This window comes from Bacillus sp. FSL K6-0268, from assembly GCF_038005425.1.
GTDB classification, from domain to species: domain Bacteria; phylum Bacillota; class Bacilli; order Bacillales; family Bacillaceae_G; genus Bacillus_A; species Bacillus_A thuringiensis_S.
The window spans coordinates 2,090,105-2,113,236 of the sequence record NZ_JBBOTF010000001.1; the positions used below are offsets into that span (position 1 = coordinate 2,090,105).

Sequence of the window (23,132 nt, forward strand, 5' to 3'; positions counted from 1 at the left end):
ATGATATAACGAACTTTAGGTTATTGCAATAAGAAAATTTACAATTATTAGTTAAAAGTATTTTTAGCATAGAAAAAGACTGTGATAAAATCTCCACAGCCTTTTTACTAATACGTTATTTTTCTTCTGTTTTCATTCCTTTTGTATTTCGGCGTAGCACTACATATAAAATGGCTCCAAATAGTACAAGTGCGCCTACCCCAAAACTTATTACTTTCACATTTGACTCTTTTTCTTCTGATACAATTGTATCTTTTTTAGGCATCGCAAAAGTGACATCTTCTGTTGAAAGAACATTTACCGTCGCAATTGTTTGATTATTTTTCGTAATATCAACTGCACCAACTACCTCACCACGATGAATTCCTTTATGATACAAAGATTCTTTATCTAATGAAGCTGCCCGGAAAATAGTTTTCACATTTTTCCCTTCATCTTTCTTAAGCATAAGTTCTGCACTTTTTTCAAGTTCACTATTAATATCTTTATTTAAATATGTTGTTTTTTGATGCCAACTATGTTTATCTAGTACAGTTTGCTTCACAAATTGACCAAAAGAATAGTCCGCCATCTGCTTCAAATCTTCATAAATTTCAGGTCTTTGAGAAGCCATTACTACATTTATAATACGATTTCCATCTTTCTCATTTAATAAAACAAGTGTATTACGCGCTTCATTCGTAAACCCTGTCTTACCGCCAATGCTATATGGATTTTCAAAAAAATTAGATTTATTAAAAATAGACACCGTCTGCCTAGACGTCGTAACTGTCGTTCTTTTCGTATTCATCGCTTGTAAAATTTCAGGATAATTTTGCACACCTTTCGTAATCATAGCCATATCATATGGCGTCGTATAATGATTCGGATCATGCAATCCATTCGGTGTTACAAAGTGACTATCTCTCGCTCCTAATTGCTTCGCTTTCTCATTCATCATATTGGCGAAATTTTCAACACTCCCGCCAATCCGCTCCGCAATCGCATACGACACATCATTCGCACTCAGCACCATTAAAATCATAAGCGCAGTATTTCTATTAATTGTCTCTCCAGGTTGAAACTCAATTTGATAATTACTCTTCTCTTGATCTAATGCTAATTGTGAAAATGTAAATTGATCCTCTGGCTTTGTATGCTCCATGAGTAGAATCGCTGTTAACACTTTCGTCGTACTAGCAGGATATGCGCGGTGATATGCGTTTTTGTCATACAAAACATCTCCTGTTTTCGCATCAATTGTCGTTGCAAACTGACTAAAAACATTTGGTCCTTCCGCAGGTGGTGGTGCAACTTGTTCTGGATTTACTCCAATATTCGTCTCAGCACGCAATGTCATAGGTGTCAACAAAAACAAACAAATAACTGTAATAAAAACCAAAATTTTCTTAAAATTTACCATATGACTCTCCCTTTTCCATTTAATCCCTTAACAAAATAATATATCTACCAATCATATGTAATTTGTATTAAACTGGAAGAATTTTCACTATTTTTTACTATATCATATTTTTACGATAAAGAACATAAATATACAATAAAAATAAGAAGGAATTACTCTTTCTTATCCTTCTCATCAATCAACGAATCTATTAACTTTTGACTAGCTTCCTCGGGCGTAATCTCATCCGTTATCCCCATAAACGACCAACCTTTAGAATCAACCCACTCAACAAACTCTTGTAAAAATTCATCATGTGTAACATCCACATCAAGAATCGATCCATTAATCGAAATCGTTCTATTTCTAGACACGCGCATCTTGAACGTTTTTCTTACCATTACAACTTTTCTCCCTCTACTCCTGAATATTTATAAAATAATCTTGTATCTCTGTTATACATGATTTTCAGTAAATTGTAAAAAGGATATATTGGCCAATTTAAATAGCAAAAATGAAAATCTCTTACCTACGTAAACGTAATACGACATATAACTGCTCATAAATTATTAAATAAATTCATAAAAACATACAGTTATGTGGATTTATTTAAGTAAGCCATTATAGCCTTTTGGAAGATATTATCTAAAATAGTATACTAAACGGATGAAGGATATTTGAATACAGAAACTGAGGCTTTCTATTTAGCTGGACTCTTAAGTGGTAGACTTAGAGACTGATGCCGAAATTCATATTTAATTTCTATTTCTGTACATAATATTGTAAGAAAGAAGGTAGTACTGTGAAAACAACAGAAAATTTTACTGACAGGGCCGATATATATGCACAATATCGTCCTAGTTATCCTAATGAATATATTGATTACTTACTTTCAGCTAACCAACTGAAAGGAAATCCGATTGTAGCTGATATTGGTTCAGGTACGGGTACGGGGATATTTAGCCGCCAGCTGCTTGAAAGTGGTTTACATGTTATTGGAGTTGAGCCAAATAATGATATGAGGAAGATGGCTGAGCAATCGTCAAAACTATATTCTCGTTTTCAATCCATAAAAGCAACTGCTGAAAATACCACTTTAAAAGAAAATAGTGTAGATTTAGTAACTGTTGCCCAAGCATTTCATTGGTTTGATAAAGAGGCTTTCAAAATTGAATGCCAACGAATTTTAAAACAAAAAGCAAACGTTGCTCTTGTTTGGAATAGTAGAGATTTAACTAGTCCACTTATTAAAGAGAACGCAGAAATTTGCCACATCAAATTCAAATGACTTTCGTACAATAAAGTAGAATACATTAGAAAACACCTTAAAATGAGGAGGAACTCAATGGCGCGTTGTACGTATTGTAAAACGAAGTGGAAAGTAAAAGACGTATGGTCGCTTCTCATAACATTTGAAAAAGATTGTCCGTATTGTTTTGGAAGACAATATATGTCTAATGATACTTTTCATCAAGCTAACGCCGCTTTACCACTGTTATTTTTATGCCCTTTAATTGTTGATTTAAGCGATGAAAATCCTTTAGATAAATACCGGAAATAATATAACGGCTACATTCAAAAACTACTTTTCACTGAATTTTCTTCTTATCATTATCCCTTCATACATTACTAGCATAATCGCTTATACTTTCCCTTTTGAAGATTCCGTAGCCCAGCAGGAATAGCGTCCTCTGAACAAGGTTTATCAATTATGACTAAAAAACAGTGATATATGTATACTGTTAAACATAAAAAATTAGCATTAGGTTCCAATCAAATATTAATTGAAACTCAGCACCGCTTGTATTCTGTAATTCAGAATACAAGCAGTGCTTTTTATTATGCATTTTTGCATACAGTATGATTTTCTCTTGTAAATAGATAATAATGGTATATAATAAAATCAACGTTTTACCAATAAAAGGTAATAAAAAGCAGTGTGATAAGTAAATAACCAAAACGTATTAACAGATTTGCTCTATGTAAATCATGATACATATATGGAATCAAAACTATGAAATTATATGTAGAGGTTAGATTACTACAAGATGAAAGATTCATAGCGAATACACTCGAGGAAAAAAGCGTTCGATTAGATTAATGTTATAAAACTACTTAATGTGGTATCTATGGAACGAATTGAGAATATACTTAGGGGGAATTTCAAGTGAAAACATTTGGTAAAGTATTATTAACAGGAGCTTTAGCTTTAGGTGGTTTAACAGCTATGAACATTGATACACCGAAGGCACATGCTGACGGAGCAAGCGAGTTCTGTCGTTATATTTGTGGTCCTAGCGAAACGGTGAACGGTGTTACAGTTCAGGTACACTCTACACAAGTTACTTTTGGTAACAGCGTAATTGCAAGAATTACAAATGACCGAGCGGAAGAAATTCATTACAATGTCAGCCTTGAAAAGAAATATGGCGATAGATGGGGAGAATTTGAAACCAACTTCCGTTGGCAAAATCAATGGGTCCCAGCTGGAAGCAATGATGAAATTGCAACTTTCACAGGATATGGCGATGATATTTATGAGGATGGAACATATCGTTATAAAGTCGAAATAAAAGACGCTGACGGTTCTATTGATACAATTTACACAGCAGGAATGACAGTTACAGGGCGATAGCTCATGACTGAGTTCCATTATTTATGATTTTATTTTTGATAATATCATTGATAATTGCGGTGATATTATTATTAAAATAAGCTCTTCGGGGCTTATTTTTTTATATAAAAATTGGAATGATAATATTCAGAAAATTACATCTTTACACTATTGAAATTTGTTGTTATTATAAGAATACATTAAATGTTACAATATTCAACAAATTATATAAATTCTCCGATTACACGAATGAAATGAAAACACATTGCTGGTGGTAATATTTATAGTTGGGATCCCGTAGCTCAGCAGGGAGAGCGCCACCTTGACAGGGTGGAGGTCGTGAGTTCGAACCTCTCCGGGGTCATAAAAAAAGAGACACCATATCAACCTTCTACGTGATATGGTGTCTCTTTTTTATCTAATTCAATTACTTCCCACCAAACATCTTCTCCAAAGACTTTGCATTGGCAAACAATACTTCTTTCAAGTTATCGTCAGCAACGATTTTATAGTCGCCATCTTTGTCTTTCTTTAAGTTCAATGTAACTTCGCGAGTTGCCATTGCTGCATCTTTATCCGTTAAGTTTTTGATGATAGTTGAGGTCATTGTTTTTTCAATCGCTTTTTCAGATTGTTCTTTGTCTTCGCTAAATGCGCTAGCGAAGGCCATTGGCATAACTTCTCCCACTGCTTTTGTTACAGCAACGGATAGATCAGCAGATGTAATTTTCACTTTCACTTCTGCTTTGTCATCCTTTTTCGATACTTCTTCTAGCTTTTCAAATTTAAAGTTCTTTGTAATTGCACTTAGCATTGCTTTTGCCTCAGCATCATCTGTTTTTTCATTTAGTTTATTAAATTCCTTGTCACTCTCAACAAATGTACGAGCCTTTTCTACATCACCTTTTTGTATCGCTGTTAAAAATTCTTCTGTAGTATCTTTCGGATTTGCACACCCTGCTAAAACAACCGCTGTTAATCCTACTACCATCATTAATAGCAATAATCTCTTTATCTTTTGCACGCTCATTCTCCTCATTATCTTTTCTAGTAAGTCAGTATCATACAATATTATGAAACTGACATTACAAACATTTTTTAGTATAGCATTTATATGATTAATTTTCTATTAATTCCCAAAAATATAAAGAGCCTTGCAGCATTCCTACAAGGCCTCTCTTCTATCAATCTGTATCCGTAGCACAAATGAACCACATTTTCTGTTCCCTACTACCATCCATATAGTCCGATCAAAGATCATAAGCGATAACCAAAGTGATATATTAATAGCAGCAAATAATAAATATAAAATGAAGTCTCTCTTTTGTAGTGCCCCTCTATTCATTACAATGTAAAATGCACCGATAGGAGGCAAAATAAAGCAAAGGAAAAAGTTTTTCTTAACAACCATAGATACGCAGTTTCTTTCTGCATATGAATCCCCTTTTCATCATAATACTTGCTTCAACATCGGCCTCACTACCCTATATTCATCACTATAAGCTTCCTTTATGATTAAAGGCGGATATTCACTTTTTTCTTCCTCAATCATTGTAAACACTTCTGTTTTCTCTTGTAATGTATTAGATTCTCTATTTTTAGTAGGGTTTTTACTTGTTTTAATTTTCTTTGTTACTTCGCCAAGTTTTTGCCCAACTTCTTCTACTTTGGCAGGTTCATTCGTAACATAGTATTCTTGTTCGTCCCATACTAATATAGGTGGCACTTGTTCTCTTTTGTTACATATTATATAAGTAGTACTAGCTACAAGTAGTATACAAGTTAATAAATAGAAGATAGTTTTTTTATTCATATACTACACTCCTTATCTATCAGTTCATTGGATTATATAACACAATTTATTTACATTAAATTGATTTAGAGGTAATTTTTAGGTTTAACAATAAAGAAAAACCTTACCGAAGTAAAGTTCCGTTTTTACATTCTATAGTGACTGATTAATTAATACGATCATTACAATAATCGCTATAAGCATAACAACTAAACAGCCGATTAATTTATAAAATCCTCGCTTCGTTAATGTCCCACCTTGAACATCTTTACGAATAAATAAGAATACGGCTAAAAATAATACAAGCCCAATGCCAAAAGCATACATCATTTGCATATGTTAATCTTCCTTTCTCTCTTCCATCTTAATATCTTTTTGCCAAAACAACAAATGAGATAAAGACGGTACTCATCGTAAGTGCCATAAGTATATTCAATAATTCAGTAGCAGATAGTGTAAGTATTTTTAAGTTTAAGCCAATAGAGAAAAGAAGATAATATACTGTTAATGCAAAAAAGGTTACAAACATTCCTTTATAACGAATGAGTTTCATTCGCTCATCTTTTTCTTTAAATTGTGGGTGTAAGTAGCTTAGGCAGAAACTCATAATCATCATCCCAAGCAATGGATACGTTATAGCCGGCGGTGCAGAATGCGTCATTATACCTGTTAATATCATAAATCCACTCATAAATAGAAAGATAATTCCCATGATTACAAAGTACTTTTGTGAATAGTTCATTCTTACTCCTCCCCTTCTTTTCCTTCATAAATAAATACATGTTCTATCGTTGTCTGAAATGTTTTTGCTATTTCAAATGCTAGCGGAAGTGATGGATCGTATTTCCCTTTTTCAATTGAGATAATGGTTTGTCTGGAAACCCCGAGTTTCTCGGCCAGTTTTTCTTGAGATAGTCCAAATTTCTTTCGGTATTCGACCATTTTATTTTCCAAGGAAATTTCTCCCTCCTTCCATATATCGAGTATATATGTAAAGTAAACTTTACGTCAAGGTTCCTTTACATTTATTTCAATCAGTTTTCGTTCTATTTATAATAGAAGAAACTTGTTCGATTTCAGCACGTCTATTTTGTAATAAAACATGGAACACTGTATGTAATCGTTACTATATTTCCTCCTCACTTTTTTAAAAATTTAATATCTTCATATTTGTTTTATCCTTTTAAAATATTTCATTCTCTGCTTTATTAGATGCAATGTGTTATTTGTTTTACGGTGTTTTTTGGCATATTTATAGAAACTAACGGGTTATAAAGCATTTTTTATGTTTAACCACTTTTTTTGTAGAAATCCTTCATTTTCCTTTCGATATTTAACACTATCGAAATAAAGTTTATGGTAAATTCATAATTTTTTATTTTTTATACTATATTCCGTTATATTGTTGTATAATATCTATGAAAGCGCTTATTATTTCAATATACATAATTCGAATCAACTTTTATCAAAACATTCCAATGATTATACTTATATTTACATGTAACAATTCTAGTTTTCAATGTAGGTATACCAAATATATCCACCCCATTTTTCTGTAAAATTACTTTATAAAGTGAAAGATTAACTTGGGTGATAAGTTATTGTGAATGTTTTTTTAAAAAACAGATAAGTAATAGTGTTTGGTATTATGTAAATTATTGTAATAACATAAGAGTAAAGAAAACATTTACATTGATTATTGGTTCATCAATTATTGAAAAGAGCAAAATGCACCTTTTGTATGGAAAAGGATTATATGCATTGGGAGGTTTAAACAAATGACGAGGAAGAATACAACGACAAACCCTTGGGCCAAGTTCCACGGTCCGAACCTTGGTTATGTGATTGAACAGTATGATCTTTACGTAACTGGAGCAGGTTCTGTTGATCCGGAATTACAAGAGCTTTTTGAAATTTTTGGAGCTCCTTCGTTTCAAGATGATGTCGTAACAGGGGACAACACAGCAACACATTTTTCTCCTCAAAACACAGGTAACATTGAAAAAATTCTTAAAGTCGTTCAACTTGTTGAGCAGATTCGTTCTTTCGGGCACACGTTGGCTCACATCAACCCGATGGAAGATGCTGCAAATGGACAATCTCTTCTTGAGAAAGCAATGAACGAACTGAGCGATGCTGACTTGAAAGCGATTCCAGCGAAAACAGTATGGCAAGATGCACCAGAAGGTATTCACACTGCACTTGATGTAATTCATAGATTAAAAGACGTTTATACAAAATCTTTAGCTTATGAATTTTCTCATATACAAGATAGTGAAGAACGCACGTGGTTGCATCAAATGGTGGAATCAAATTCATTGCGTCAACCACTATCAAATAAAAAACGAACTGCTCTTTTAAAACGTTTAACAGCTGTTGAAGGTTTCGAGCAATTCTTGCATAAAACATTCGTTGGGCAAAAACGTTTCTCTATCGAGGGCGTTGATATGCTTGTGCCTGTTTTAGATGAAATTGTTCTAGAAGGTGCTAAGAACGGCGTAGAGGATGTCATGATTGGTATGGCTCACCGCGGTCGTCTAAGCGTACTTGCTCACGTATTAGAAAAACCATATAGTCACATGTTTGCTGAGTTCAAACATGCAAAAATAGAAGGCGCAGTAGCCAATTCTGGCTGGACTGGCGACGTAAAATACCACCTAGGTAGAGAACAAGTCGTTAGTAACGAAGAAGTTAGCACTCGCGTGACATTAGCAAATAACCCGAGTCATCTTGAGTTCGTGAATCCTGTAGTAGAAGGTTTCGCACGTGCTGCTCAAGAGAATCGTAAAAAATCTGGTCTTCCAGATCAAGATATTTCAAAATCATTCGTAATTTTAGTTCATGGTGATGCTGCATTCCCTGGTCAAGGTATTGTATCTGAAACGCTCAACTTAAGCAGATTGAACGCGTATCAAACAGGCGGAACGATTCATGTTATCGCAAACAATGCAGTTGGTTTTACAACTGATAGCTATGATTCTCGTTCTACGAAATATTCAAGTGACCTTGCAAAAGGTTTCGATATTCCGATTGTTCACGTGAACGCTGATGATCCAGAAGCTTGTCTTGCAGCTGCTAACCTTGCGATTCAATATCGCATGTTGTTCAAAAAAGACTTCTTAATCGATTTAATCGGTTACCGTCGATATGGTCATAACGAAATGGATGACCCAGCGGTTACGCAACCACAAGTGTACAAAAAAATTAAAAATCACCCAACTGTAAGAGCAATTTATGCAGATCAATTACAAGCTGCTGGTGTTCTAAATGCAGATGAGGTTGAAACAATTACTCAGTTTACGCAAGAACAATTAAAATCAGATTATGCACAAGTACCGCCAGCTGATACGAGCGATGCAACAATTCACGTTAAAGTGCCAAATGTTGTTGCAAAAGGCATTCAACCAATTGATACTGGTGTTGAGATTGACTCACTTCGTGCAATTAATGAAGGTCTACTATCTTGGCCAGAAGGCTTTAACGTATATCCGAAAGTGAAGAAAATTCTTGAGCGCCGTAAAGATGCTTTAGAAGAGAACGGTAAAATTGAATGGGCACTTGCTGAGTCATTAGCATTCGCTTCTATTTTACAAGAAGGTACGCCAATTCGTTTAACTGGTCAAGATTCACAGCGTGGTACATTTGCGCACCGTCATATCGTATTACACGATACTGATACAAATGAAACATATTCACCATTACATCGCTTACCAAACATTAATGCATCATTCTCTGTTCATAACAGTCCGTTATCAGAGGCTGCTGTTGTTGGTTACGAATATGGTTATAACGTATTCGCTCCAGAAACTCTTGTTATGTGGGAAGCGCAATATGGTGACTTTTCAAATACTGCGCAAGCATTATTTGATCAATATGTTTCAGCTGGAAGAGCAAAATGGGGTCAAAAATCTGGTTTAGTTCTTCTATTACCACACGGTTATGAAGGTCAAGGACCAGAGCACTCTAGTGCACGTCCAGAGCGTTTCTTACAGTTAGCTGCTGAAAATAACTGGACAGTTGCAAACTTAACGAGCGCGGCACAGTACTTCCATATCCTGCGTCGTCAAGCATCTATCTTAGGAACAGAAGCTGTTCGACCATTAGTACTGATGACGCCGAAGAGTTTATTACGTCACCCACTTACGCTTTCAACTGCTAGTCAGTTAAGCGAAGGACGTTTCCAACCTGCTTTAGAACAAGAAAACCTTGGCACAAAACCAAATAAAGTAAAACGTCTTGTTTTAAGCACAGGTAAAATCGCGATTGACTTAGCAGCAGAAATCGAGTCTGGTAAACATGAGTACAACTTAGACGAAGTTCATGTCGTTCGTATCGAGCAATTGTACCCATTCCCTGCTGAGAAAGTTCAATCTATTATTAAACGATTTAAAAACTTAGAAGAAATCATTTGGGTTCAAGAAGAACCTCGTAATATGGGCGCATGGCATTACATGGCTCCAATTCTGTTCGAACTTGCTGGAGATAAAGTGAAAACAGGTTACATTGGACGTCCTGATCGCTCTAGTCCATCTGGCGGCGATCCATTCGCTCACAAAGCTGAGCAAGAACTAATTGTTGCACACGCTTTAGATGTGAAGTATAACTTCCGTCAAGATAAACAAGAAATTGAAGTTTTCAGCAACTAAAAAGTAATAATGAAGGTTTCTAGCTTGTTCCCTGGGCAGATATTCTGCCCAAGGCCAGGCTAACAAATGGAGATTACCGAAGACAAAAGAAGAAAAAACACACCGTTAGGCAAATAAGGGGAGGACATTTAAAATGATCGAAATTAAAGTACCTGAGCTTGCAGAATCTATTACCGAAGGAACTATTTCACAATGGCTTATCAACGTAGGCGACAAAGTTGAGAAAGGCGGCAGCGTTGTTGAGCTTGAAACTGATAAAGTCAATGTAGAAATCATTGCAGAAGATTCAGGTATTGTATCGAAGTTACTAGGCGAACCTGGGGATACAGTTGAAGTTGGCGCAACTATCGCAATTTTAGATGCTAATGGAGCACCAGTTGCAGTAAGTACACCTGCACCACCTGCTGAGCAAGCAAAACAAGAAACAGCTGAAGCACCGAAAGCTGCGGCTCCAAATGCTGAACAAACTACGAGTCTACAAGGCTTACCAAATACGAACCGTCCTATCGCATCACCAGCTGCTAGAAAAATGGCTCGTGAATTAGGAATCGACTTAAACGACGTACGTAGTACAGATCCACTTGGACGCGTGAGACCACATGATGTACAAGCTCATGCTGCCGCACCAAAAGAAGCACCAGCTGCTCCAAAAAGTCCAGCTCCTGCTCCAGTTGCAAAAACAGAATTCGAAAAACCAGTTGAGCGCGTGAAAATGTCCCGCCGCCGTCAAACAATTGCAAAACGCCTTGTAGAAGTTCAACAAACATCTGCAATGTTAACAACATTTAACGAAGTTGATATGAGTGCGATCATGGAATTACGTAAAGAGCGTAAAGACGCTTTCGAGAAAAAACATGATGTACGTCTTGGCTTCATGTCATTCTTCACAAAAGCAGTTGTTGCAGCATTAAAACAATTCCCATTATTAAATGCTGAAATTCAAGGTGACGAGCTTATCATCAAAAAATTCTATGATATCGGTATTGCAGTAGCAGCTCCAGATGGATTAGTTGTTCCAGTTGTACGCGATGCTAACCAATTAAACTTCGCTGAAATCGAAAGTGAAATTCGTAATTTAGGTATGAAAGCACGCGATAACAAACTTTCATTAAAAGAACTACAAGGTGGTACATTTACAATTACAAACGGTGGTGTATTCGGTTCTCTAATGTCAACACCAATCCTAAATAGCCCTCAAGTTGGTATTTTAGGAATGCATAAAATCCAAGTACGCCCAGTTGCAATTGATAACGAGCGTATGGAAAACCGCCCAATGATGTACATTGCTTTATCTTACGATCACCGTATTGTTGATGGTAAAGAAGCAGTTAGCTTCCTTGTTGCTGTTAAAGATATGCTTGAAGATCCAAAATCATTATTATTAGAAGGTTGATAGATTAATAATCTAATATATAAAGGCTGTAGAATACATCATTCTACAGCCTTTTTTTGCGTTCATACGGGACAAATTTCATGACATAAGATAATAATGTATGCCTAAACGTAAGGAGGATTAAAATGAATAACCTTCCAATTCATGCAAAACTTAAAGTAAATAAGGATACTTTCTTCCTGCCCGATTCAAACGGGGGTGTCTATTTTCGAAATAACGCCAGTTCATTTCGCATGGACGGTGATGGAATTTATGACTGGATTGAAAAATTAATGCCAATGTTTAACGGTAATCATTCTTTAGCAGAAATAACTGATGGTCTCCCTCTCCCCTATCAAAATCGTGTATTTGAAATTGGAGAGGTTTTATATGAAAATGGTTTCGTTCGCGATGCAAATCAAGATGCACCTCATGAATTAAACAGTACATTACTCGACAGATATGCTTCACAAATTGAATTTTTAGAAGCTGATTCTCATTCAGGTGCTTTAAAATTTGAAACGTACCGCGGAGCAAATGTCCTTGTACTTGGCTCCGGAGATATGCTTACTTCTTTAGTTTCTTCTTTATTAGAATCTGGTTTACCTACATTTCATTACCTCGTTACAGATCGAGATGAAACAAACTATGACAGAATACATGAGCTAATAGAACGTGCATATGAAGTTGATAACGGTGTACTCATTCAAGAAATCGATACTACAATTGACCGTCCCTTGCATGAAGTATTCGAACCTTTTGATTGGATTTTATATGTTTCTCAAAATGGAGACATTGACGGTTTAAAAACAGTTCACACTATTTGTAGAGAAACGAAAAAGAATTTTATACCAGCTATTTGTTTATCAACACTCGGTATAGCTGGACCTGTCGTAACGGAAAATCGTGATGAATGCTGGGAATCCGCATGGCATCGGCTACATGAAACGACTTTGCAAAATGAAAATTCATCAGATTCCTTCTCACCAATTACATCTGCAATGTTAGCAAATGTAATCGTTTTTGAATTGTTTAAACATGTCGCGGATGATTTATATCGTGAAAAAGAATTACAATTCTTTTTATTAAACTATGAAACACTTGAAGGAACGTGGCATCCTTTTATAAAACACCCTCTTGCAACTGATGAAAGTTTTACAATTGATACGATAGAAAATCTTTCTGAAAAACTTGAGCATCGGTCCAACCAACATACTTCAACTGATGTATTCCGCTTTTTCGACTCATTAACTTCTAAAGAAGCCGGTATATTCCATGTATGGGATGAACAAGATTCATATCAATTACCGTTATCACAATGCTATATTCAAGTAGCCAATCCATTATCAGATGGCCCAGCTCCCCTTCTGCCTCTTATGACTCGCAGTGGATTAACTCATAATGAAGCACGCCGAGAAGCTGGTTTAACAGGAATTGAAACATATGTAGCAGAAATCATTCACCGCCTTATTCCTGAACATAACGATATCGGTATTGGCGCTGGAGAAACGATGACAGAAGGATTTTACCGGGCACTACAACAACATTTAAATAATAAATTGTATGAACGGCAGTCACATATGCTAGAAGAACTTACAACGATTGATTTAACTGATATTCACGATAAACATTGTAGATTTTATTACGATGCCCTTGCTACAATTCATGAAACACCTAAAATCGCAATGAGTGAAGAGATTCTCAGTTTTCCAGTCGTTTGGGTTGGTATAAATGATAAATGGTACGGTGCATCTAATATTAATATGACGTTAGCGTTACGGAGCGCACTACAACTATCACTGCTCCACATTCAAAGTGAAGAGACTCCTTACAGAGCTAATATCTTGCCTGAATCATCTATTATTTTATATGACACGGATTCTTTTAGGGTGGAAATACAAGCGGAAGAAGAAATTCCAAGTGTGCAATCTTTACAGCTTGCCTTACAGCATTTAGAAGAACATAATTTTTATCCCTTCGTGTTTGATTTAGCAATCGAACCATTTTTGAAAGAAAACTTAGACGGTGTGTATGGGGTATTAATTGCAAAGGAGGACGGTCTATGACTCAAAATATATTGCTTATAGGGGATGGCCTTCTTGCAGACTATGTACATGATCAATTATGCAAACAATATTCCATCATTCGTCAGCATACCCTTACAGAAGAACTTCCTGAAAATATTTATCTCGCTCTGGTATTACATGATGGATCTCCTTCTACTATTCATCATGATGCTGAGCTAATTTTTCGCTCAAATCATATTCCGTGGCTTCGTGGTTTCACTTCATTTGGCGAAGGTATTATCGGTCCTTACATTCATCCTCTTACGCCCGGATGTTCCCATTGTTCTAATGGACGCCGTTTTATCGCTGGCTTTGATCAAAAAGAAATGTGGGAACTACAGCGGAAATATGCCTTTAAAGCCGAAAATGGAACGAGGCGTGATGTACGTGCCACCCAAAATGGCATGTTACAAATGTGCCATCTTATTTGCGCAGAAACAGAAAAAATATTAACTCATAACCATTCTTCTTTAGAAAATGAACTTATTTTACTAAACTTACAAACATTACAATGTACGCGGCATTCTTTTCTTCCAGATCCTCTCTGTCCTGTATGTAGTAGTTTACCTGATGATACTGCGGATGCGGCGGAAGTTTCTTTACAACCGAGTTTAAAAGTAAGCACCGAAACGTATCGCTGCCGTTCCATTCATGAATTAAACACATTTTTAACGAAAGACTATTTAGATTATCGGATCGGTATGTTGAACGGCAAAATGCAGCATTCTTTATTGCCATTCGCTGACGTCATTATAAACATGCCATTAATGTTTGGAAATGAAGGTGTTGCAGGCCGAACTCATTCATTTGCAATGAGTGAAGCAACTGCTATTTTAGAAGGTTTAGAACGATATTGCGGTATGTCGCCTCGCGGGAAAAAGACAAATGTGCATGGTAGTTTTCATGATTTAGAGGAACATGCACTAAATCCCCTTACACTCGGTGTGCATACAAATGAACACTACAATCGTGATAATTTTCCATTTAAGCCGTTTGATCCTGATTATGAGCAAAACTGGGTATGGGGATATTCTTTATCACAAAACAGACCGCTTTTAGTTCCTGAATCAATTGCTTATTATAGCCTTGGTCATCGAGATGCTTTCGTGTATGAAACATCAAATGGATGTGCAATTGGCGGTAGTTTAGAAGAAGCGATTTTTCACGGCATTTTAGAAATTGTAGAGCGTGATGCCTTCTTACTAACTTGGTATGCCGAATTACCTCTTCCCCGCCTTGATCTTAGTTCAGCAAATGATACGGAATTACAATTAATGATTCAGCGGCTGTACACGATTACTGGGTATGAGTTACATGCTTTTAACGCAACGATGGAACACGGTATCCCGAGCTTATGGGTAATTGCAAAGAATACACGTGAAAATGGAATGAACGTTGTTTGTGCGGGAGGCGCTCATTTAGATCCTATTCGAGCTTTAAAAAGTGCCATTCAAGAAATAGCAGGCATGTTACTTATAACAGACGATGAGCTCGAGCACAAAAGAGAATACTACGAAAAATGCTTACAAGATCCTTATTTCGTTAATAAAATGGAAGACCATAGTATGCTGTACGGATTGAAAGAAACGGAAGAACGTCTTCACTTCCTTTTACGAGAAGATGCACCGGTGCAAACGTTCCAAGAAATGAATGTATCACAATCATTTGATATGGATTTAACATCCGATCTCCACCAACTTTTAAATCGTTTGCATCAATCTAATCTTGAAATAATCGTTGTAGATCAAACCGTTCCCCTTATAGAAAAGAACGGACTACACTGTGTAAAAGTTATTATTCCAGGCATGTTACCGATGACTTTCGGACACCATCTTACTCGGATTACAGGACTGGACCGGGTATATACCGTACCGATGACACTTGGATATACAGACGAACCTTTAACGAATGAAAGATTAAATCCACATCCACATCCGTTTCCATAGTAAAGGAGGGATTTCATGCAGCTAGATACTTTTTTACATCATCTCCATTTCTCTATCGATGAAATTATGCCGAATCATGAGGTGGACTGGAAAGACGCACCGCTTCCTTATAAATTATATCGAAATGTACCTACCATCCCGCTCTCCTTAGAAATCCCATTATCTTTACCGAACTCTTCTACTACACCTACTTTAGATGAAATTGGTCACTACCTTTGGTATTCATTTGGTGTAACACAATTATGTCAGCTAAATAGCGAGAGAAATGTATTACGAAGATCTATTCCTTCAGGCGGCGCTTTATATCCGAATGAATTGTATATCTATTTAAAGATTGACGATTATCCAGACGGCATTTACCATTATGACGCCGCGCATCACCGGCTTATTTTACTTCGCGAAGGAAATTTCGATTCTTATTTAGCAGGCGCACTCGGTAATCGCTGTAACATACAGTCTTGTTTCGGTGCTGCATTTATATCTACTATGTTTTGGAAAAATTTCTTTAAATACAATAATTTTTCATATCGTCTTCAAGGATTAGATAGCGGGGTCCTTATTGGACAATTACTAGAAAGTGCAAAACAGTTTGGCTACACAAATGGCGTATATTTTCAATTTCTAGACCGGGCAATGAATCACTTAGTCGGATTGTCAGAAGGTGAAGAAAGTGTGTATGCCGTTATTCCTTTAAGTACAGAGCCAGAAACTAATTGGTTTCACAATGATTACCGTGAAAATAAAACAGTTACTTCTCATGAGTTGTTGCAACAAATTCCGCCGTTAGCACATGAACATTTCGTTCGCTCAAAACATGTAGGTGAATATCCGATGATAACAAAAATAAATGAAGCTTCTATGATCGAATCGACAGCACACTTCCAAACACTACATCATGAAGAGCACTATCAACATAATGCGTACGCTGTACAGCTACCAAAAGTAGAACGGTTATCGTATGATTTCCTACAACTTTGTAAAAAACGATATTCTCCTGATGCGGACTTTATTTTAACGAAATGGGATGCAGCCGAGCTCGCTACTTTACTACAAGAAGCGAGCCTCTCCTTCCCCTATTACAACGACCTTGACGGTAAGTATGCAAATGAAAATGCACGCGTCTTCTTATATGGATGTTTTTATAACGTGAAAAATATTGAAAACGGGGCTTACGCTTATAATAGTAAAACACATTCGATACAACCAATTCGGTATGGAGACCTTCGTTACCCTCTTCAATCTAGTATGACGATGGATAACGTTAACCTTTTTCAAGTACCACTTTGCTTACATGTAGTCGGAAAGAAAGATTACTATACACGTGCATTAGGCTATAGAGGATATCGTATTCACCAAATGGAAGCTGGTATCCTCGTTCATAAACTCGTTTTTGCAGCGACCGCGATGGGGATGGGCGGGCATCCATTACTTAGTTTTGATACAAATTCATGTGATCAATTGTACGGTATTGATGCTGGGAATGAAACGTCTCTTATTCAAATTCCTGTTGGGGCGTATCGAGCGCGGAATTGGTTAAAAGGGGTTTTGCATAATTAAAAGAATTAAATTATAAAAAACAAATAAATGCACCTATATAAAAAGAGAGTTTATATTCAGTATTTTACAGCTGTTAATTAAACAAACGAAGAACCCTCTTGGGACAATTGTTTTTTTCCGTGCTTTGCATTATGGATTCTGCACATACTAGATTAACAAATTGGGCTTTGCAATATATATATATATATATATGGATATTTAGTTATTTTAAATATTAGTTGTAAAGACAGGAAAACAATCTTGAACTAGACCCCAATTGTTAGACACATTCTAACAATTGGAGGTATAGTTTTTTATGAATAAATTTACTTCAGAAGACAAAATGAATGGAGTAATACATTATTAAGATGGAAGCGAGAGTATACAAGATATTGCGAAATCATTGAGGGCGAATCACGGAGTGGTTCTCATGTGGATAAAACAATTTGAATATCATGGAATTCAGGCATTTCAAAAAAAGCTATACAATATATTCCACACAGTATAGACTAGACGTATCAAATTATATGTTCAAAAATGGCGCATTCAACTACATTAAAAAGAAGTAGACGCCCTTAAATCGAAGAATCATTAGAAGTTTTAAAAGCTGAATTGAAGCGCTTACGTATGGAAAATTCTTATCTAAAAAAATGTAATGCCTTAGTTAAAAACAAGGAATCTATAAACTAAGGAAAGCATTTGCGATGAAGACACTTTTAAAATTAGCAGAACTCCCACGAAGTACGTATTATTACTGGATACAGAATTCTAATTGTCCATATAAAGAGCTAAAAATCTTAATTAAAAACATTTACGATGAACACCAAGGTTGTTATGGATATCGCTGTATTCGCGATGAATTAATGAACCAAGGACACAAAATCAATCATAAAAAAGTGTAACTAATTATGAAGGAGTTAGATTTGAAGAGCCTAGTTCATATGAAGAAATATCGCTCTTATAAAGGAAAAATAGGTAAGATTACGCCAAATATTTTAGAACGTAACTTTAAGGCTGAAAAGCCGAACGAAAAGTGGATTACAGATATAACAGAATTTAAATTATTCGGCGAGAAGCTCTACTTATCACCGATGTTAGATTTATTTAATGGAGAGATAATCTCTTATACAATTGATTCAAGACCAACCTATTCACTTATATCGAAGATATTAAGAAAGTCTTTTCAACAATTGACAGAAGAAGACGAACGCCTTATTAACTGTGATTAAGGCTGGCATTATCAAATAAAAAAGTATCGTCACTCCCTAAAAGAACGTAAAATTCCTCAAAGTATGTCTCATAAAGGAAGCTGTTACGATAATACAGTTATTGAAAGTTTCTTGGGAGTATAAAATCCGAATTTCTTTATCTAAAAGATTTTGAAAGAATAAAACAATTTAAACCAGAGTTTGAAAAATAAATCGATTATTATAATCACAAACGAATTAAGGAAAATTTAAAAGGCATGAGCCTGGTACAATACCTAACTCATGATCTAAGGGCTTCCTGATGAAATGACCTGTCTAACTTTAAGCGTCAGTTCATCCATATACTTCTGTTTTTAAGCATATTCGTATTTTAAATTCAACCCCCAGATCCTTTTCATCCGTTTATATTGGTGCAAGAGGGGACAGCCAGATAGCAAAGATAAAGATTCAGCTTGAGTATAATCTATTAAGTGGAAAGTTCCTTCATATCCATACAGGTCCAGGTAAACAACATGATCAATCCTACTGTTCTTTGTATGCTTCAACTGTAACAGCAAATGATTTATGTATCCAACATCTAGATTATCTTCATTTGAAAGCTCTTGAACATATACAAAATAAAAAGTTTTATTATATCTCACGTATCAAGTTGAACACATTCATTCAGCCAAAAATTTCTAACCTGTTTTTTTCAAGATAGCATAATAAAGGAATATATATGTGTGTGTGGATGTTTTAGTTAACCCTCTTGAGCTTGGGCAAACATGTGAAATATCTAATGCTTATGTAGGAATGACTGATAAGCTCTCAACCCATGCGATTATTCATCGACTAACAAAAGAACAACAAACAATTACAAGATTAAACTACAAGGGAAAGGTATGAAATGTTCTTCTCGTAATAAATGAATTAGCAGTATCAATATATATATGACAAATTAAGATTTTATTTAAAACGTGGAAATCATTCTTTTGTATTCACCATTGTAAAAAGCTAAAACTGGAAAGATTGGAATGTCTTTTGCATGGGTAACTCATTACAATTCTCCTATGTTCTTCTACCATGTTTCACTTCATATAGAAAAATCTATCTCTCATCTTTCTAAATAAAAAGAATAAGAAAATCCAAACGAATAAACGTTTTAGGGTTTTCCTATTCTTTCATACAAGATTTTCATTAGGGTTATTACTTACTATTAGATAATGCCTTTGCTTTTTAAATTTACAAACTTTAACCATTACTAATAATTTTTCGTATTAAACCTTATTTATTGTCGTTCGTTAATTCAATAGAAGTATTTTGTGATCCAATCTTCTTTCCTAAAAGTGAAAATACAATTATACCCAGAATTAACATTGCTAAAATAATAATTATTATTATTTTATAATCGATAAACAGGCCTGTAGGGTCTAGTAGATATACTATTAACATTAATAATATTCCAGCCATAACTCCTATTGATAGCCCTACAATTAGATACATCATTACCTGTGTTAAGATAATCTTCCGTATTCCAACTGGCTGAACACCCATAGTTCTTAAAATAGCGAATTCTTTTCGTTTTGAATAAATGTTATTAGCTAAAGAATTAAATACTCCTATTATCGTAGTAAGTACTAAAATACATATGATAATGATAAAGATTGTCCAACGCTGATAGAACATTTCATTCGCTTCCTTAACGGATTCTTCGTAGCTACTAATTTTCACTTCTGGATACTGTTGCTTAATTACTTCCAATTGTTTTAATGTTTGGTCTACATCTCTAGAACTTATAAACAGTTGGTCGAATTTTATATAATCTGGTTTAAACATACTATTATCCCAATCCATGTAAATCTCTGCACCTGAAAGCAATTTATCAGCTATTGCAATAACTTTATATGATCCTTTTAACTCGATTCTTTGTGCTGAATTAGAATATAGTCCTAATTGAATTGTTTCCCCAATCTTCAAATGATTCTCATCCGCAAAATCTTGCGAAATAACTATACTATTCTCATCAAATTTATCTATTAAATTAGGAATTAATTTTTGATCCTGCAGCTCTTTCAAATCCACCAAAGCATAAGGAACACTAACAAAGTTACTTCCTACTTTCAACTCTGCTGCTCCTAAATTACTAATGGAACTAGCGTTTTCAACGGTTGATAATTGACTCACAGCTTTACTTAACTCTTTTGAATCTAATTGAGTATCTCCTCCAAGACGACTGTTGACTATAATAGGCGTTGGAAAATCACGTTTTATTTGATTAGATTGGTTCATTTTAATTGTTTTTACTAAAGATGAACCAAATATAGAAACTATCATTAACGAACTGATTGTTAAAATAATAGCCGTATTTTTTTTCACTTGTGGAATAAGATTTTTGATTGCTACATAAAATTCTTGTCCGAATATTTTTTGTCCATATGGTAATAACCCATTTAAAAACTTTGTTAAATAAATTGGGAAAATTAAAAATCCACCTAACAACATTAATATTGCTGCAATTAACAACAAAACTGCACTGTATTCCCCTCTTGTAGTTATAAATTGACTCGCCAAAATCAAAAATATAGAAACACTTAGTAACAGCTTACTAAAAAAAACTCTTGCTTTTGAATAACTAAAATCTAATTTTTCATTTTCTTCCATGATTTTAATCGGGAGAATTTTCGAACTTTTATAAGCTGGAAAGAGTAAAAACACTTGAATTATTCCAAAACAACACAGACTAATAATAACAGCTATTTTAAAGTTAAATGTATCTAATGTGGCTGAAATACCAAGCCATTTCTCCATCCAATTATACATTAACTTTCTACTAATGAAAGTTAACCAAAATCCAAGAAAAACTCCTATAATATTAATAATACCACTTTGAATTAAAATAATGTTACTCATCTGTTTAGTGGTTGCACCAAGAGAACGCATAATAGCAAACTGATTCTTCATCTTGTAAAAAAGCAACTCAAAATTCGAAATAACTAATAAAGAAATAATAGCCAATACTAAAATAGATAAAATGATAATAAAAATACTTAATGAATTTAGATTACTTTTTATAGAAGGATCTTCTTCAATAATATCAATTCGTAAATCTTTATCATTAGCTTTAATTTGATTAGATAAATTAAATATATTTGTATTATCCGTAGCCTTAATTAGTATAAAAGTTGCTTGTGAATCCAAATTGGACTTTAATTGAATATAATTTTTAACTACCTCATTACTTAATAACACCATATCTGGTACTATTCCTATAGCGGGCAAATCATTAATTATTTCTACTAGATTAAAAGACTGATTTTCAATTATTAATTTATCACCGACTTTAACCTTTAGTGTTTCTGCAAGACTTTTATTAATAATAACAGATTCTTTATTTAACGAAGTCGAAAAATGATACCGACTTCGCGCTAGTTTATCATTTTCCACGCCAACTGTATAAACCTTTGCTTTGAGGCTATTAAAGTTTAAATGCGTTATTGATACTTTTGAAAGTTGTTTAACTTCCTTGTATGATTTAATTTCATCAACAAATTCTTTAGATATACTCTTATTTTGCTCTGGATTATAACCGACTAGTAAATCCATATCTCCATACATTTTCTTCACTTCGTCTTTAAGTGTATGTTTTGCACTGAACGAGAATAGGACTAGTGTTAGAACTAAAGTTACAGCAATAATTACACTGAGAATAGAGGAGAATATGATAAATTTATTTGCTCGAAAAAGTCGAAAAGAAAGTCCCTGTATTGATTTCATATGTCTTTTCTCTCTGTTATTTTTTTGAATTTTTCTAATATATCATCTAAACTATCATAGTCTCCACATTTATATTCATCAACTATTCTCCCGTCATGGAAAAATAATACACGGTCTGCGTATGTTGCCACGTTGGCATCATGAGTTACAATTAATATACTCTGATTAAATTTCCTTTTCATATCAACTAAAATACGTAAAATCTCAGAAGAAGTATTAAAATCTAAGTTCCCTGTTGGCTCATCTGCTAATACAATAGGTGGTGCTGTAATGATAGCTCTACCTATTGCAACCCTTTGTTGTTGTCCACCTGAAAGCTGTGTGGGTCTATGCTTCTTCCATTTTACTAAACCTAGTAAATTCATTATTTCATTTGATTTTTCTGTTATTTCTCTTTTATTTACGTTTTTTAAAATCAAAGGCAATGAAATATTTTCCTCAACTGAAAGATCCTTCAATAGATTAAACGATTGGAAAATAAAACCAATGTTTTCTTGTCTATATAGAGATGCAGATGGTTCTATAAAAATATCTTTAACATGTTTGCCATTAAGCTTAATTGAACCTAAAGTCGGCTTGTCAAGTGCACCTAAAATATTCAATAACGTACTTTTTCCTGAACCACTTGTACCCATTATGGCAATCATTTCTCCCCTATGTAATTGAAAAGATATGTTGTCCAATGCATTAACTTTGAATCCATCTCCTATATAAGTCTTTGATAAATCTTCTACAGATAAAACTATATTATTATTCATAGTACACCTCTTGGTATATTTTCTAAAACCAACTAAATTTCACTTTTTAATTAATACCTA

The 23,132-nt window shown here is 34.6% G+C and carries 16 protein-coding genes, 1 tRNA gene and 5 pseudogenes; 12 read left to right on the forward strand and 10 right to left on the reverse strand.

Features of this window, described 5'->3' with window-relative positions; translation table 11 throughout:
• Positions 1–115 precede the first annotated feature (115 nt).
• Positions 116–1,402 (reverse strand): D-alanyl-D-alanine carboxypeptidase family protein, encoded by a 1,287-nt coding sequence (locus MHI28_RS10740; RefSeq protein WP_000247023.1) that lies wholly within the window; start codon positions 1,400–1,402, stop codon positions 116–118.
• Positions 1,403–1,554: 152 nt separating this feature from the next.
• A complete protein-coding gene (locus MHI28_RS10745) occupies positions 1,555–1,782 on the reverse strand; it encodes a hypothetical protein (RefSeq protein WP_000251862.1) in 228 nt (75 codons plus the stop codon).
• A 401-nt stretch (positions 1,783–2,183) separates the two neighbouring features.
• Between MHI28_RS10745 and MHI28_RS10750 the strand changes: the two are divergent.
• From MHI28_RS10750 to MHI28_RS10765, 4 genes and pseudogenes are all read left to right on the forward strand, one after another.
• Positions 2,184–2,651: pseudogene (locus tag MHI28_RS10750) on the forward strand (class I SAM-dependent methyltransferase); the annotation flags it as partial.
• A gap of 75 nt (positions 2,652–2,726) precedes the next feature.
• A complete protein-coding gene (locus MHI28_RS10755; RefSeq protein ID WP_000090226.1) occupies positions 2,727–2,942 on the forward strand; it encodes a hypothetical protein in 216 nt (71 codons plus the stop codon).
• A 606-nt stretch (positions 2,943–3,548) separates the two neighbouring features.
• Positions 3,549–4,016 carry a hypothetical protein gene (locus MHI28_RS10760; RefSeq protein WP_000846651.1) on the forward strand — a complete coding sequence of 156 codons (468 nt, stop codon included), beginning with the start codon at positions 3,549–3,551 and terminating at the stop codon, positions 4,014–4,016.
• A gap of 270 nt (positions 4,017–4,286) precedes the next feature.
• Positions 4,287–4,359 (forward strand) — tRNA-Val (locus MHI28_RS10765).
• Between the two features lie 63 nt (positions 4,360–4,422).
• Here the strand turns inward: MHI28_RS10765 and MHI28_RS10770 are convergent.
• The 6 genes and pseudogenes from MHI28_RS10770 to MHI28_RS10795 form a co-directional block, all read right to left on the reverse strand.
• Positions 4,423–5,019 carry a DUF4878 domain-containing protein gene (locus tag MHI28_RS10770; RefSeq protein WP_001169502.1) on the reverse strand — a complete coding sequence of 199 codons (597 nt, stop codon included), beginning with the start codon at positions 5,017–5,019 and terminating at the stop codon, positions 4,423–4,425.
• Positions 5,020–5,160: 141 nt separating this feature from the next.
• Positions 5,161–5,429: pseudogene (locus MHI28_RS10775) on the reverse strand (hypothetical protein).
• 16 nt (positions 5,430–5,445) lie between these two features.
• On the reverse strand, positions 5,446–5,808 hold the full coding sequence (locus tag MHI28_RS10780) for a hypothetical protein (RefSeq protein WP_001036577.1): 363 nt from the start codon (positions 5,806–5,808) through the stop codon (positions 5,446–5,448).
• Positions 5,809–5,940: 132 nt separating this feature from the next.
• Complete coding sequence (locus MHI28_RS10785) at positions 5,941–6,123, reverse strand: DUF3976 domain-containing protein (protein ID WP_001178294.1); 183 nt, start codon at positions 6,121–6,123, stop codon at positions 5,941–5,943.
• Positions 6,124–6,151: 28 nt separating this feature from the next.
• A complete protein-coding gene (locus MHI28_RS10790) occupies positions 6,152–6,529 on the reverse strand; it encodes a hypothetical protein (RefSeq protein ID WP_001109904.1) in 378 nt (125 codons plus the stop codon).
• A 2-nt stretch (positions 6,530–6,531) separates the two neighbouring features.
• On the reverse strand, positions 6,532–6,741 hold the full coding sequence (locus tag MHI28_RS10795; RefSeq protein WP_000428510.1) for a helix-turn-helix transcriptional regulator: 210 nt from the start codon (positions 6,739–6,741) through the stop codon (positions 6,532–6,534).
• Positions 6,742–7,565: 824 nt separating this feature from the next.
• Here MHI28_RS10795 and odhA point away from each other — a divergent pair.
• From odhA to MHI28_RS10835, 8 genes and pseudogenes are all read left to right on the forward strand, one after another.
• Complete coding sequence (gene odhA / locus MHI28_RS10800; RefSeq protein WP_340827934.1) at positions 7,566–10,433, forward strand: 2-oxoglutarate dehydrogenase E1 component; 2,868 nt, start codon at positions 7,566–7,568, stop codon at positions 10,431–10,433.
• Positions 10,434–10,566: 133 nt separating this feature from the next.
• Complete coding sequence (gene odhB / locus MHI28_RS10805) at positions 10,567–11,826, forward strand: 2-oxoglutarate dehydrogenase complex dihydrolipoyllysine-residue succinyltransferase (RefSeq protein ID WP_000569919.1); 1,260 nt, start codon at positions 10,567–10,569, stop codon at positions 11,824–11,826.
• A gap of 125 nt (positions 11,827–11,951) precedes the next feature.
• Positions 11,952–13,871 (forward strand): putative thiazole-containing bacteriocin maturation protein, encoded by a 1,920-nt coding sequence (locus MHI28_RS10810; protein ID WP_001061548.1) that lies wholly within the window; start codon positions 11,952–11,954, stop codon positions 13,869–13,871.
• Positions 13,868–15,817: a TOMM precursor leader peptide-binding protein gene (locus MHI28_RS10815; RefSeq protein ID WP_340827937.1), complete on the forward strand. Its 1,950-nt coding sequence runs from the start codon at positions 13,868–13,870 to the stop codon at positions 15,815–15,817. The genes MHI28_RS10810 and MHI28_RS10815 overlap by 4 nt, the downstream gene beginning before the upstream one ends.
• A 15-nt stretch (positions 15,818–15,832) precedes the next feature.
• On the forward strand, positions 15,833–17,374 hold the full coding sequence (locus tag MHI28_RS10820) for a SagB family peptide dehydrogenase (protein WP_001175538.1): 1,542 nt from the start codon (positions 15,833–15,835) through the stop codon (positions 17,372–17,374).
• Positions 17,375–17,426: 52 nt separating this feature from the next.
• Positions 17,427–17,559 (forward strand): annotated as a pseudogene (locus MHI28_RS10825) (SAM-dependent methyltransferase); the annotation flags it as partial.
• Between the two features lie 110 nt (positions 17,560–17,669).
• A pseudogene (locus tag MHI28_RS10830) lies at positions 17,670–18,863 on the forward strand (IS3 family transposase).
• A gap of 35 nt (positions 18,864–18,898) precedes the next feature.
• Positions 18,899–19,590, forward strand: a pseudogene (locus MHI28_RS10835) (transposase); the annotation flags it as partial.
• Positions 19,591–19,824: 234 nt separating this feature from the next.
• On the opposite strand, the gene MHI28_RS10840 reads toward MHI28_RS10835, so the two are convergent.
• Both MHI28_RS10840 and MHI28_RS10845 read right to left on the reverse strand, forming a co-directional pair.
• The gene (locus tag MHI28_RS10840; RefSeq protein WP_000836300.1) at positions 19,825–22,314 is read right to left on the reverse strand and encodes an ABC transporter permease; all 2,490 of its coding nucleotides are present in this window, start codon (positions 22,312–22,314) and stop codon (positions 19,825–19,827) included.
• Entirely contained in the window at positions 22,311–23,072 is a 762-nt protein-coding gene (locus tag MHI28_RS10845) for an ABC transporter ATP-binding protein (protein ID WP_001063567.1), read from the reverse strand. Before MHI28_RS10845 ends, MHI28_RS10840 begins: the two co-directional genes overlap by 4 nt.
• Positions 23,073–23,132 lie beyond the last annotated feature (60 nt).